Annotated in this window: 12 protein-coding genes; 2 read left to right on the top strand and 10 right to left on the bottom strand. The window is 66.2% G+C overall.

The window, feature by feature from the left end:
• Window positions 1–61: 61 nt before the first annotated feature.
• The 5 genes from ORK51_RS00165 to ORK51_RS00145 all read right to left on the bottom strand — a co-directional run bounded on the left by ORK51_RS00165 (window position 62) and on the right by ORK51_RS00145 (window position 3650).
• Window positions 62–370, bottom strand: a complete 309-nt coding sequence (locus ORK51_RS00165; RefSeq protein WP_019185615.1) for a helix-hairpin-helix domain-containing protein — start codon at window positions 368–370, stop codon at window positions 62–64.
• 35 nt (window positions 371–405) lie between these two features.
• Window positions 406–1329, bottom strand: coding sequence for a ParB/RepB/Spo0J family partition protein (locus tag ORK51_RS00160; protein WP_019185614.1), 924 nt, complete (start codon window positions 1327–1329; stop codon window positions 406–408).
• Window positions 1329–2126: a ParA family protein gene (locus ORK51_RS00155; RefSeq protein WP_019185613.1), complete on the bottom strand. Its 798-nt coding sequence runs from the start codon at window positions 2124–2126 to the stop codon at window positions 1329–1331. The genes ORK51_RS00160 and ORK51_RS00155 overlap by 1 nt, the downstream gene beginning before the upstream one ends.
• A gap of 201 nt (window positions 2127–2327) precedes the next feature.
• Window positions 2328–2966, bottom strand: a complete 639-nt coding sequence (gene rsmG, locus ORK51_RS00150; RefSeq protein ID WP_019185612.1) for a 16S rRNA (guanine(527)-N(7))-methyltransferase RsmG — start codon at window positions 2964–2966, stop codon at window positions 2328–2330.
• An 84-nt stretch (window positions 2967–3050) separates the two neighbouring features.
• Entirely contained in the window at window positions 3051–3650 is a 600-nt protein-coding gene (locus ORK51_RS00145; protein WP_070426234.1) for a 4'-phosphopantetheinyl transferase family protein, read from the bottom strand.
• A gap of 90 nt (window positions 3651–3740) precedes the next feature.
• Between ORK51_RS00145 and ORK51_RS00140 the strand changes: the two genes are divergently transcribed.
• Entirely contained in the window at window positions 3741–3992 is a 252-nt protein-coding gene (locus ORK51_RS00140) for a GlsB/YeaQ/YmgE family stress response membrane protein (RefSeq protein WP_070426235.1), read from the top strand.
• Window positions 3993–4047: 55 nt separating this feature from the next.
• Here the strand turns inward: ORK51_RS00140 and xth are convergent, their stop codons facing one another.
• Window positions 4048–4818: an exodeoxyribonuclease III gene (xth, locus tag ORK51_RS00135; protein ID WP_019185609.1), complete on the bottom strand. Its 771-nt coding sequence runs from the start codon at window positions 4816–4818 to the stop codon at window positions 4048–4050.
• Between the two features lie 257 nt (window positions 4819–5075).
• Here xth and ORK51_RS00130 point away from each other — a divergent pair, with 257 nt between their 5' ends.
• On the top strand, window positions 5076–5309 hold the full coding sequence (locus ORK51_RS00130) for a hypothetical protein (RefSeq protein ID WP_266083401.1): 234 nt from the start codon (window positions 5076–5078) through the stop codon (window positions 5307–5309).
• Between the two features lie 165 nt (window positions 5310–5474).
• On the opposite strand, the gene ORK51_RS00125 is transcribed toward ORK51_RS00130, so the two are convergent.
• The 4 genes from ORK51_RS00125 to ORK51_RS00110 all read right to left on the bottom strand — a co-directional run bounded on the left by ORK51_RS00125 (window position 5475) and on the right by ORK51_RS00110 (window position 11836).
• The gene (locus ORK51_RS00125) at window positions 5475–6884 is read right to left on the bottom strand and encodes a coniferyl aldehyde dehydrogenase (RefSeq protein WP_266083400.1); all 1410 of its coding nucleotides are present in this window, start codon (window positions 6882–6884) and stop codon (window positions 5475–5477) included.
• Window positions 6885–6967: 83 nt separating this feature from the next.
• Entirely contained in the window at window positions 6968–7894 is a 927-nt protein-coding gene (locus tag ORK51_RS00120) for a hypothetical protein (protein WP_266083399.1), read from the bottom strand.
• Window positions 7895–8691: 797 nt separating this feature from the next.
• Window positions 8692–10347 carry an MFS transporter gene (locus ORK51_RS00115; RefSeq protein ID WP_266083398.1) on the bottom strand — a complete coding sequence of 552 codons (1656 nt, stop codon included), beginning with the start codon at window positions 10345–10347 and terminating at the stop codon, window positions 8692–8694.
• Window positions 10348–10408: 61 nt separating this feature from the next.
• On the bottom strand, window positions 10409–11836 hold the full coding sequence (locus ORK51_RS00110) for a DcaP family trimeric outer membrane transporter (protein ID WP_070426240.1): 1428 nt from the start codon (window positions 11834–11836) through the stop codon (window positions 10409–10411).
• Window positions 11837–12167: the final 331 nt, after the last annotated feature.

Raw genomic sequence — 12167 nt, 5'->3', positions numbered from 1 at the left:
TATCAATACAGTGCTTTCCCGGGACGCCCGCGTGGCGTTGCACACGTCCCGGTGGTCCGCTTCACCAGAGGCTGAGCGGCGCTTCCTTGGCCAGGGTGGCCTTGCGTTCCTTGCTGAAATCCCACCACGGCCGCGGCGCTTCGCCCTGCATGAAACGCAGCACCGACAGGAATACATCGATCACGCAGGGGTCGTGCATCACCCCCGTGCGCAGGCACAGCTGCGCGTACATGTCATAGGCATCGCGACCGCGCAGATGCGCTGGCACGCGGATGCCGATCAGACGGAGATCTTTCTCACAGGCCGGCCCGACATTCGGCAGGTCGGTCAGACGCAACAGATGGTTGCGGTCGACCTTGGTGGGGTTCATTGCTGGGGGGAAATCCTCTGACGCCTGCGGGGGACTCAGCCCTTCTGTGCGCGAAGTCGGTCGAGCACGCCATCCAGCGTGTCCAGGTCGGTGTAATGGATGATCAGCTTGCCCTTGCCGCCGCGGCCGTGGTTGATTGCCACGCGGGCGCCCAGCGACTCGGACAGTTCGGTTTCCAGCGAGGCGATGTCGGCCTGCGGTGCAGCGGCGGAGGGCTTCTTGCGCAGCGCGCCGGGCACCTTGCCGGCAGCGAACTGCTGCGCGCGGTGTTCCACTTCGCGTACCGACCAGCCCTGGTCGGCCGCTTCCTGGGCGAGCTTGCTGGCCAGTTCCGGCGCCAGGGTCAGCAGTGCGCGGGCATGGCCCATTTCCAGCCGGCGGGTTTCCAGCAGCAGGCGGATCGCGATCGGCAGCTCCAGCAGGCGCAGCAGGTTGGACACCGCCGCACGCGAGCGGCCCACGGCCTGGGCGGCCTCGGCATGGGTCAGGGCGAATTCGCTGATCAGCCGCTGCAGGGCTTCGGCTTCCTCGAGCGGGTTGAGGTCTTCGCGCTGGATGTTCTCGATCAGCGCCATCGCGATGACGGTGCGGTCTTCCAGCTCGCGCACCACCACCGGCACTTCGTCCAGGCCGGCCAGCTGCGACGCGCGCCAGCGGCGTTCGCCGGCCACGATCTCGAAGCTGTCCGGGCCGAGCTGGCGGACCAGGATCGGCTGGATCACGCCTTGGGCCTTGATGGACTCGGCCAGCTCGGCGAGCTTGGTTTCATCCATGTCGCGGCGCGGCTGGTATTTTCCCGGCTGCAGATGGCCCACCGGCAGCTTGCGCAGGAGTTCACCCGGCTGCGGTTCGACCACGGCCGCTGCCTGCACCTGTGTCACCGCCCCCTTGGGCCCCAACAGCGCGTCGAGGCCACGGCCGAGGCCGCGTTTCTTGCCGAGGGCAGGCTTGGTGCTCATCAGGCGGTCTCCATGGCCTTGTCGGCCTTCTTGCGTTGGTTGTTGCGACGGATGATCTCGCCGGCCAGGCCGAGATAGGCAACGCCACCGCGCGAGGCACGGTCGTACCCGACGATGCTCTGGCCATGGCTGGGCGCCTCGGCCAGGCGGACGTTGCGCGGCACGATGGTGCGGAACACCTGCTCGCCGAAGTGCTCGGTCAGCTCGGCCGACACGGCATTGGCCAGGTTGTTGCGCACATCGAACATGGTGCGCAGCACGCCCTCGATTTCCAGCGCGGGATTGAGGTTGGCGCGCAGCGCTTCGATGGTTTCCACCAGCGCGCTCAGGCCTTCCAGCGCGTAGTACTCGCACTGCATCGGCACGATCACCGAATCGGCGGCGGCCAGCGCGTTGAGCGTCAGCAGCGACAGCGCCGGCGGGCAGTCGATCAGGATGTAGTCGTATTCGTCGCGGATCGGGGCCAGCGCGCGCTTGAGGCGCTGCTCGCGCTCGCTCTGGTCCATCAGCTGGATCTCGGCGGCGGTCAGGTCGATGTTGCCCGGGAGCAGGTCGAAGCCCTCCGGCGTCTTGACCCGGACCTCGGCCGCGGTGCTTTCGCCCAGCAGCAGATCACAGGTGGAGGCGGCGACTTCGCGCTTGTCCACGCCGCTGCCCATGGTCGCATTGCCTTGGGAATCGAGGTCGACAAGAAGCACGCGCTTGGGTGCAGCAGCCAGGGAGGCGGCCAGATTGACGGCGGTCGTGGTCTTGCCGACGCCACCTTTCTGGTTGGCGATGGCGATGATGCGGGCCATGCGGGTGAGCCTCATCGGCAGGGAGTGGGACTGGTCATTATGCGTATATGGGGCGTGTCATGCACTGTGAGATGCGCGGCAGGCATGCGCCGCAATGCCGCAACGACGCCCACGGGCACGCCGGTGGCGCCGCATGGGGCCACCGCGGGAGGGCGCCGGGACGACGCTGGGGCGGGCGATGCGGGCGCGGGAGTCACCGGCTCACGGGCCGGTGACCACCACCAGATGGCGCTCGCCGGTCAATCCAGGGACGCTCAACGGCAGCACCTGTTCGACCGACCAACCGGCCGGCAGCTGCGCGATCTCGTCGTGCGGGTACACGCCTTTCATCGCCAGCAGGCGGCCGCCCGGGCGCAGCAGGTGCCCACCGACGCGGATGATCCCGGCCAGGGTGTCCATCGCGCGCGCGGTCAGATGGTCATACGCGGCCGGTTCGGCCAGTGCCTCGGCGCGCGACTCGGCTACGCGGGCGTTGCCCAGGCCCAGCTGGCGCACGGCCTCGCGCATGAAGCGGGCCTTCTTGCCATTGCTTTCGACCAGGGTCACCTGCAGCTGCGGGCGCGCGATCGCCAGCGGGATGCCGGGCAGCCCGGGGCCGGTGCCCAGGTCCGCCAGGGTGCCGCTCTCCAGGTACGGCTGCATCGCCAGCGAATCGAGCAGATGGCGGGTGACCATCTCCAGCGGGTCGCGGATCGCGGTGAGGTTGTAGGTGCGGTTCCAGCGGTCGAGCAGGGTCAGGTAGGTCAGCAGCGGCGGTGCCAGCGCGGCGTCCAGCTGCATGGCGGCCAGGCCGCGCTCAAGCGCGTCGGCCACGCCAGCGGGGAGGATGTGTTCAGTCATGGCACCATTATCGCAGGTCGGTAGAGCCGACCGTTGGTCGGCTGCCTCCGCCCGCACACCCAATCATTGGCCACGCCCTCGATTTCACATCGCATGCCAGGCCAGCGCCGCGCGGAAATCATCCGCCGCCTGCCACTCATGCAGGTGCCAGCGCTCGGCCGGCCCCAGTTCCGGGTCGCACCAGGCCAGGTACAGGCCTCCGTCGATGCCGGGGGCCAGCTGCAGCCGGTGCAGACCAAACGAGATGCCCTGCCCCTGCGCCTTAAGCAGCGCCTCCTTGGCGCACCACACCCGGAAGAACCAGTGGTTGCGGGCGTTCTCGTCCAGCGATTCCAGCCAGGCGATTTCGGCCGGGTGGAAGAAGCGCTGCACGATCTCCAGCATCCGCGGGCGCGGGCGCAGCGGTTCCAGGTCCACGCCCAGCCGCACCCCCTCACCCATCGCGACCAGCAGCAGGCCGTGGCTGTGGCTCCAGCCGGTGCCCACATGGGCCAACGGACCATGCAGCGCCGGGCGGCCACGCGGGTCACGCTGCAGCGGCAGGTCCTGCGGCGCCCCGCCCAGCTGCTCGGCCAGCAGGACCCGGGCCTGGGGCTCGCCGCGGGTGCCCGGCACATGCGGCAGGCGCCAGACCGTGACCGGGCCGAAGCGCCAGGGGCCGTCCAAGGTCGCAGGCAGGGTCATGCCACGCCCCCGCCATACCGGCTGCACGACGACTTCACGGGGTGTGCCGTCAACTGCACAGGTCGCATCCGCACAGAGGGAGTCAACGCTATGGGCATCATCATCTGGTTGATCGTCGGCGGCATCGTGGGCTGGCTTGCCAGCATCATCATGAAGCGGGACGCGCAGCAAGGCATCATCCTCAACATCGTGGTCGGCATCGTCGGCGCATTGCTGGCCGGTTGGCTGTTCGGCGGTGGCATCAATGAAGCGATCACCATCCGCACGTTCCTGTTCTCGTTGATCGGCGCAGTCATTCTGCTGGCGATCGTGAATCTGTTTACGCGTCGAAGCGTCCGCTGACGCGCTCACGTACTTCGTTCGATCAACAAGGCCCGGCACTGTCGGGCCTTGTTGTTTACGGCGCCAGCTCCACCCACGCCGGCGCATGGTCGCTGGGGCGCTCCCAGGTGCGCGGCTCGCGGTCGATGCCCGAGGCCAGCGCGCGCGCCTTGAGCGCGTCGGAGACCAAGGTCAGGTCGATGCGCAGGCCCAGGTTGCGGCGGAAGCCGGCCGCCCGGTAATCCCACCAGCTGAACACACCTTCTTCCTCGCTATGCAGGCGGAACGCATCGTGCAGGCCCAGCTGCAGCAGCTTGTTCAGGGCGCCGCGCTCGGCGGTGGAGGTCAGGATGTGGTTCTCGTTCCAGACCAGCGGGTCGTGCACGTCGCGGGCATCGGGGGCGATGTTGAAGTCGCCCATCACCACCAGTTCCGGGTACCTGGCCAGTTCGGCCTCGACCCAGGCATGCACGGCCTCCAGCCAGCGCAGCTTGTAGGCGTACTTGTCGGTGCCGACGTCCTGACCGTTGACGACGTACAGATTGATGATGCGCACGCCGTTGACGGTCCCGGCGATGACGCGCTTCTGCTCATCCTCGAAACCGGGAATGCCGATCTGCACGTCCTGCGCCGGTTCGCGCGAAAGCAGCGCGACGCCGTTGTAGGTCTTCTGCCCGGCAAACACGCTGCGGTAGCCCAGCCCGGCCAGCACCGCATCGGGGAACTTGTGGTCCTCCATCTTGGTTTCCTGGATGCCGACCACGTCCGGCGCGAACGCCGTGAGCCATTGTTCCAGGTGCGGCAGGCGCACGTTGAGCGAATTGACGTTCCAGGAGGCGATTTTCATGCAGGCATTCTACCGGTAGCCACCGACCGTGGGTCGGTGGGCGCACGCCCTGCCGGCTGCTGGCCGGCAGCCTCTCGCGTCCGGGCACGCAGATTTTTGCCACACGCCTGCGTCGCCGCTAGGCTGTGGCCCACCCCCGGTAGCGCAGATATTCAATGAACGCAGATGCCTTCGTAGCAAGGTGGTACGCGGAGAAAGCGAACCTGCTCGCCATGGCATGGACCCCAGGCACGGCGTGCGCAGCAAGGATCGCCGCGATGGACCTGTCACCCGAGCAGACCCAGCTGTTGCGGGAGATGCTCGATGTCTTCACCACCGACACCCTCTATACCCTGCTGCTCGGGTTGGATGGCAGCGCTGCGCTGGGCGGTGACCAGCGCCACTACACCCTGCTGGACGAGGACGGTTCGGTGATCGCCGAGGAAGGCGATCTGGAAGCTGCGGCCCATGCGTGGTTCCACGAAGACCGATCGTCGCAGCCGGGGCGTTGAGGGTGCTTTGCGCAACGCCAAGCTCGAGCAGGCCCGATGCTCAGGCACGGCCGCGTGAGCCGAATAGGCGTGGTAATCGGCTCACCAGCGCATCGGTCCGATTTTACTTGCGCGGGACCCCGGCAGCCGAGCACGTCTCGACGTTACCGTGCAACACGCTGGGGTTTAACGCACCATCGCCTTCAACATCCCGGCGATCTTCGAATACGGCGGCTTGAGCAGATCGCTGGCCGCCCAACGTGACTGCCACAGGATCGGCAGCTGCTTGCTCATCGCATCGAAACCGGCGCGCGCGTGGTACGCGCCCATGCCACTCGGGCCGACCCCGCCGAACGGCAGGCCATTGACCGCAAAATGCAGCAGCGTGTCGTTGACGGTGACGCCGCCGGCCACGACCTGCGCCAGCACCCGTTCCACCTGCGCACGTTCGTGACTGAAGACGTACAGCGCCAACGGGCGGTCACGGGACTGTACCTCTGCGATGGCGGCGTCCAGATCCGGATACGCGCAGACCGGCAGGATCGGACCGAAGATCTCTTCGCGCATCAGCGCCAGATCCGCCGGCGGATCGAGCACGATGGTCGGCACGATCAGCCGCTCGCGCTGCGCTCGCTCGGGATCGACCGTGGCCAGTTCGATCACCGGCACGCCCCGCGCGCGGGCCTCTTCGAGATAGCCACGCAGGCGCTGGTACTGGCCGTCGTGGATGATCCGGGTGTAATCGGCGGCGTCGCTGAAATCGCCATAGCGCGCCTGCACCTGGGTCTGCAGCTGCTGCACCAGTTCGCGCTGGCGATGGCCGTCGATCAGCACGTAGTCCGGCGCGATGCAGGTCTGGCCGGCATTGAAGAACTTGCCGGTGGCCAGCCGCGCGGCCGCCTTCTCCAACGGGTAATCGCTGCAGACGATGGCCGGGGATTTGCCCCCCAGCTCCAGCGTGAGCGGGGTCAGGTGCTCGGCGGCGGCCGCCATGACCTTGCGGCCGATGGCGGTGGAGCCAGTGAACACCAGGTGGTCCAGCGGCGAGCCGGCCACGGCGCTGGCGAGGTCTCCATCGCCCTGCACGACCGCCACGCGATCGGAGGGGAACACCTCCGCCAGCAGCGACTGCAGGAAGGCGCTGGTGCGCGGCGTGTGCTCGGACGGCTTGAGGATCACGTGGTTGCCGGCGGCGATCGCGGTCGCCAGCGGAATCAACGCCAGGTTGACCGGGTAGTTCCAGGGCGAGATCACTCCGACCACACCCAGAGGAACCGGCCGGGTCTGGGCGCGTGCCGGCCAGAACCGCCAGCCGACCCCGACCCGGCGCGGCCGCATCCAGCCGCGCAGGTGGCTGCACAGATGGTCGATGTCGCCGAGCACGGTCATGCCGTCGGCGATCTGCGATTCGTGGGTGGAGCGGTGGCCGAAGTCGGTCGAGATCGCGGCGGCCATTTCGGGCAGGCGCGCCTTGAGCGCGACGCGCAGGCGCTGCAGGTCATCGCGGCGCTGTTCCAGCGTCGGGCGGTTGGCCTGCCAGGCGGTACGTAGGCGCTGCAGGACGGTAGGGAGTTCGGCTGCGGTGGTGATGGTCATGGGCCGATTGTAGAGGCGGGTCACGCTCTCCCCCCATGCCAACCTTCACGTGCTGGCCGAGGGCATCAATGGCCCGCGCAGGCTTACTCGGACTCATACTCCCGCCTCCAATCACGCAGCATCTCGACCTCCCTCGCGATCAGGCGAGCCTCTTCCCACGGAACGTCCGGCGATACTTCGTCGGCCGCCGGCATCCTCCGCAACGGCGTACCCGTGTTGCCTGCGAAGAAGTGGGGCATGAAGCAGTACGGCGCATCTCCACTCTCGCTGGGCGTCTTCACCAATGTTGCAAATACCGCATTCAATGGGGTCTTCGGCTTGACGCCTGAGCACCAGGGATGCGAGGTGAAAGCATCTGGTACCTGCGCGCCAATCCGACTGAACTCCGCGACGCTGGTCACCTTGCCCAGAGAGAAACGGCGCACCTGCGTCTCATCGTCATCCAACCCCGTCTCGATCAACCAACCCCAATTGTCATGCGCCGTACCGCCGTAGTCGCAGGTCACCAATGTTGCGTTTGGTACTGCGTTGTTCCAGGACAACCAGACCTTGTTCGTTCCGCACGCCGCTTTGATCACGGGTGATCTTTCCTCAACCTGCACGTTGCCCTGGCGCGTCGTGCTGATGACCGCTTTCACAACCTGTCGATCGCGTGCCAATCCGGCCGGATCATGCGACCTCCACGTCCACTCCACGGGCAGATGGCGTCGGGAATCCTGGGGGTTCAGTCCCACCCCGAAGTAATAGTCACCGCGAAAAAAGAATGCGGAGCAGGTTGCTTGCCACCCGGTGCCACAATTGACCTCCGGATAGTCCGGATAAGCGGGCGACGGTCGCAGGTATTCTGCGTCCAGCGGCACCCACCCTGCGTCAAGCAGCATCCTGCGCACCTGTGCGTATTCCATGCCTTTTCGCACGCCAGTCACTCTATTGGCTGCTTCGCGCGCTGCGGCCGGTGCCGGTGCTGCCGTCGCCATGACGGACGCTGCAACTAGAAGGAGGCCGTACATGATCCACTCTGGTTCGATGGTTCCTTCATGCTACGTGGCGCGTGGATGCGCGGTCCGGATTCAAGCCACGTACGTCGTGGATTGTCGGATTCAACCAGACACTCCCTCAGGCACCCGACCAATCACGTCAACTCGTGTCCGCGTCAGGAAAGCGCAGATTGCCATCGTGGGCGAGCTCGAAGGAGATGCTACGCCCGGCGCCACCATCAACACGGTTCTCAGCTCGCTGGGAGAGCAACGACGCCGACATAGCACCAACAGCATGGCCGCCGCCTCCTCGGGGCGTATGAGATCTTGCTCAGGGATGCGCCGGACATCGTCCTGACCCGGCCAAGCGAAGACGAAGCCGCGGACGGGTTGCTGCACCTGCTCTTCCCGTTCAATGCCTGGGGCGAGAGAGTCGGGCTTCCGCACCACGAGGTTCATTTCCCCTTTGTACCTGTGTGCAACCTCGTCGCCGCAGTGACCGAGGCCTACTCAGAGAGTGATGCCGTGCTCAAGCGGCTTAGTCAGGCCGGCGACGAAAGTAGCCAGCATCAGGCCTGCCTGGATGAATTTTCGCGTTGGCAGCGCAGCGTACCGGATGCATCTGCGCGCCAGCGCGGTGTCTACCCGTGCAGAACTTCGTAAAGCAGGGCAGACGCAGACGTCCATCGTTCGCAGCGTGGGGCTTCAACCAAGCGCCGCGGAGAGTCGACTGACAGTCGACTCTACCCGCTCCCCAAACCGCGCGAACCGCAAACAAAAAGAGCCGCGATTCGCATCGCGGCCCCTTCGTCCTGCCGGGTGGATCACCGTTACTTGGTGATGTCCACGTCCTTGGTTTCATGCAGGAACAGGCCACCGACCACGACCGTCATCAGCGCGATGATGATCGGGTACCACAGGCCGTAGTAGAGGTTGCCGGTACCGGCCACCAGTGCGAACGAGATCGCCGGCAGGAAACCACCGAACCAGCCGTTACCGATGTGGTACGGCAGCGACATCGAGGTGTAGCGGATGCGGGTCGGGAACAGCTCGACCAGGTAGGCGGCGATCGGGCCGTAGACCATGGTCACATACAGCACCAGCAGCCAGAGCATGAAGATCGTGCCGGGGATGTTGATGCGCGCATTGTCGGCCTTGGCCGGGTAGCCCGCCGCACCCAATGCACCCTTGAGCTCGCCGCCGAAGGCATCGCCCTTGGCCTTGAGTTCTTCCTTGGTCAGGCCTGCAGCCTCGTAGGAGGTCACCGCGGTATTGCCCACGTTGACCGTGGCCAGCGTACCGGCCGGGGCCGGCTTCACGTCGTAGGGCACACCGGCCTTGGTCAGGGCCGCGGTGGCCACGTCGCAGGAGCTGGTGAACTTGCGCAGGCCGACCGGATCGAACTGGAACGAGCAGGTGTTCGGATCGGCATTGACCAGCGCCGGTGAGTTGGTGCGGGCTTCTTCGATGGCCGGGTTGGCGAAGTGGGTCAGGCCCTTGAAGATCGGGATGTAGGTGACCGCGGCCAACAGACAGCCGGCCAGGATGATCTTCTTGCGGCCGATACGGTCGGACAGCCAGCCGAAGAAGATGAAGAACGGCACGCCCAGCGCCAGCGCTGCAGCGATCAGCAGATAGGAGGTGGTGGCGTCGACCTTGAGCATGCTGCTCAGGAAGAACAGCGCGTAGAACTGGCCGCCGTACCACACCACGGCCTGGCCGGCTGCGGCACCGAGCAGGACCAGCAGCATCAGCTTGAGGTTGCCGTCCTTGAGGCTGTCACGGAACGGGGTCTTGGAGCCCTTGCCTTCAGCCTTCATCTGCTGGAACAGCGGGGATTCGCTCAGCTGCAGGCGGATCCACACCGAGATGCCCAGCAGCACGATCGAGACCAGGAACGGAATACGCCAGCCCCAGGCTTCGAACGCTTCATTGCCCAGGAAGTAGCGGCAGGCCAGGATGATCAGCAGCGACATGAACAGGCCGAGCGTGGCGGTGCACTGGATGAAGCTGGTGTACAGGCCACGCTTGTCGGCCGGTGCGTGCTCGGCGACGTAGGTCGCGGCACCACCGTATTCGCCACCCATCGCCAGGCCCTGGGCCAGGCGCAGGATGATCAGGATCACCGGGGCGGCGAACCCGATCGAGGCATAGTTTGGCAGCACGCCGACCAGGAAGGTCGAGATGCCCATGATCAGGATCGTGACCAGGAAGGTGTACTTGCGGCCGATGCGGTCGCCGAGGCTGCCGAAGAAGGCCGCGCCGAACGGGCGCACGAAGAAGCCGGCCGCGAACGCCAGCAGGGCGAAGATCATGCCGGTGGTTTCATTGACACCGCTGAAGAACTGCTTGGCGATGATCGCGGCGAGTGAGCCGTACAGGAAGAAGTCGTACCACTCGAAGACGGTCCCCAGGCTGGACGCGAAGATGACCTTCTTGTGTCCCTGGGTGAGTTGGGCTTTCGCCGGTGCAGGTGTTGTTGACATGGGACGCTTCCCCTCCGAAGCAATCGTTGTTGGTAGGTGCCGACCGTTGGTCGGCACGCATTTAGAAGCTGTACTTCGTCGTGAACTGCAGGCGGCTGATATCGCCCTTGCGGCCATCCTCGATCTCGCGCACGCCGTACATCAGCTCGGCGCCGACATCGACCTTGGGCATCGGCGTGTAGAACACGTTGCCGCGGATGCTCTGCACGCTCTTGGTGACCAGCGGGCCGAGACTGCCGTCGTTGTCGTAATCACTGCGCGCGTAGATCAGGTTGGTGCGCAGCTTCGGGGTGAAGGCGTGGCGCCAGCCCACGTAACCGGCCAGCACACCGGTCGGGTTGAGTTCGTCACGGGCGATGTCATACGCGGTATCGGCGGTGACACCCAGGCCGATGTAGCGCGCGATGCCTTCGCCGCCGGTGACCTGGTAATGCAGGGTGTCGGTCGGGCCCATCACCCACTTGCCGCCGAGGGTCAGGCCGCCGGCGATCTTGTCCGCGTCGGCACCGGTGGTCTGGTTGTCGACCTTGAGCTGGCGAACCACGCCGCCGACCCCGAAGGTGCCCCAGTCACCCTTCCAGCCATACCGCAGCGTCAGGTCCGGCAGTGCGCCACGGTCGGAGTTGCTGGCCACATTGGTCCACACGCCGGTGACCGGGTTGCGGGTGCCGGTGAGCAGCGTGGTTTCCGGGTTTTCCAGCGCGACACTGAAGCCCCCCTGGGTGTAGCGGATCTGGGCCTGGCGCACGAAGATCACGCCATCGGTCGGACCGACGAAGTCGGCCGCTTCCGGCAGCGAGGCCGCATCCATGAAGTTCGACCAGGTCTGGCCGGCCATCCAGTTGTTCCAGTACATGTAGGCGTGACGCAGGGTCGCACCGTAGGTATTGGTCGCGGTCTGGTTGCCCAGCGAGTTGCCGAAGAAGTCCATCTCGAAGAACGCACCGGACTTGTTGCCGGCCTCGCTGACATTGTCGATGCCAAGGTTGAAGCGCGAGAACTTGGCGTGGGCGTTGTAGTCCACGTCCGAGCGCTTGCCGCTGCCGCCGGCACCGGCCACCGGGGTCTGGCCCGGCAGGTACAGCGCGCGACCGGTAGCGTCGTCGGCCAGCTGGCCATCGCCGGTCTGGGTGGCCAGGAAGTCGGCCTTGATGAAGCCACCGATCTTGACCGTGGTGCCCGGCGCGGCGCCGGGGGTGATGGTGGTGACCTGGATCGGCTGCTTGCCGGCCGGCACGGTGGCCGCCACCGGCTGCTGCGCCTGCACCGTGCGCACGGCGGTGACATCGGTCTGGGCCTGGCTGATCTGGGCCTGCTGTTGCTGCTGGTTGTTCAGCAGCAGCTGGACCTGGCGTTCAAGCTCGACGACGCGGGCTTCCAGCGCTTTCTCTTTTGCGGTTTCAGCGAACGCCATGCCTGGCGCGATCAGTGCGACGAACAGGGCGGCGGCCAACGGCCGGCGTGTCGTCCTCAGCAAACGGTGGCTCATGTTGCCCTCTCTCCCGGGTGGCAAAGTGATGCCGCGCGTGGGGCACGGTCGAGCCGAGGGTGCGGCGCGTTGACGCACCGAAGCTATTGGCCATTAGTCGTACTCGCCCCAAGGGGCGAGTACGACCCGGGCGCCGGCAGGCGACCGGCAGGTGCCGCAGGCACCGCGCAGGTACCGACCGTTGGCCGGTACGCAGTGCCTCACGACCAATGGTCGCGAGCTACCGCAGCGAACGGTCGTGAGCTGCCGGGCTCGACGGCCCTGTCATACCAGGGCATGCGGCGTTCGACCATGGTCTAACCACCTCGACACCGCGCAGGCGGGTGGATGC

The sequence above is a fragment of the Stenotrophomonas sp. RIT-551 genome, from assembly GCF_026241915.1.
GTDB classification, from domain to species: domain Bacteria; phylum Pseudomonadota; class Gammaproteobacteria; order Xanthomonadales; family Xanthomonadaceae; genus Stenotrophomonas; species Stenotrophomonas bentonitica_A.
The sequence above is the reverse complement of the archived record's forward strand: the minus strand, read 5'-3'. Positions and strand labels throughout refer to the sequence as shown.

What these genes read in the sequence shown, in the direction of transcription:
- ORK51_RS00155 (WP_019185613.1), bottom strand. Translation starts at nt 2,126, where the DNA reads ATGGCCCGCATCATCGCCATCGCCAACCAGAAAGGTGGCGTCGGCAAG.
- ORK51_RS00140 (WP_070426235.1), top strand. Translation starts at nt 3,741, where the DNA reads ATGGGCATCATCATCTGGTTGATCGTCGGCGGCATCGTGGGCTGGCTT.
- ORK51_RS00130 (WP_266083401.1), top strand. Translation starts at nt 5,076, where the DNA reads ATGGACCTGTCACCCGAGCAGACCCAGCTGTTGCGGGAGATGCTCGAT.
- rsmG (WP_019185612.1), bottom strand. Translation starts at nt 2,966, where the DNA reads ATGACTGAACACATCCTCCCCGCTGGCGTGGCCGACGCGCTTGAGCGC.
- ORK51_RS00125 (WP_266083400.1), bottom strand. Translation starts at nt 6,884, where the DNA reads ATGACCATCACCACCGCAGCCGAACTCCCTACCGTCCTGCAGCGCCTA.
- ORK51_RS00120 (WP_266083399.1), bottom strand. Translation starts at nt 7,894, where the DNA reads ATGTACGGCCTCCTTCTAGTTGCAGCGTCCGTCATGGCGACGGCAGCA.
- xth (WP_019185609.1), bottom strand. Translation starts at nt 4,818, where the DNA reads ATGAAAATCGCCTCCTGGAACGTCAATTCGCTCAACGTGCGCCTGCCG.
- ORK51_RS00115 (WP_266083398.1), bottom strand. Translation starts at nt 10,347, where the DNA reads ATGTCAACAACACCTGCACCGGCGAAAGCCCAACTCACCCAGGGACAC.
- ORK51_RS00160 (WP_019185614.1), bottom strand. Translation starts at nt 1,329, where the DNA reads ATGAGCACCAAGCCTGCCCTCGGCAAGAAACGCGGCCTCGGCCGTGGC.
- ORK51_RS00145 (WP_070426234.1), bottom strand. Translation starts at nt 3,650, where the DNA reads ATGACCCTGCCTGCGACCTTGGACGGCCCCTGGCGCTTCGGCCCGGTC.
- ORK51_RS00165 (WP_019185615.1), bottom strand. Translation starts at nt 370, where the DNA reads ATGAACCCCACCAAGGTCGACCGCAACCATCTGTTGCGTCTGACCGAC.
- ORK51_RS00110 (WP_070426240.1), bottom strand. Translation starts at nt 11,836, where the DNA reads ATGAGCCACCGTTTGCTGAGGACGACACGCCGGCCGTTGGCCGCCGCC.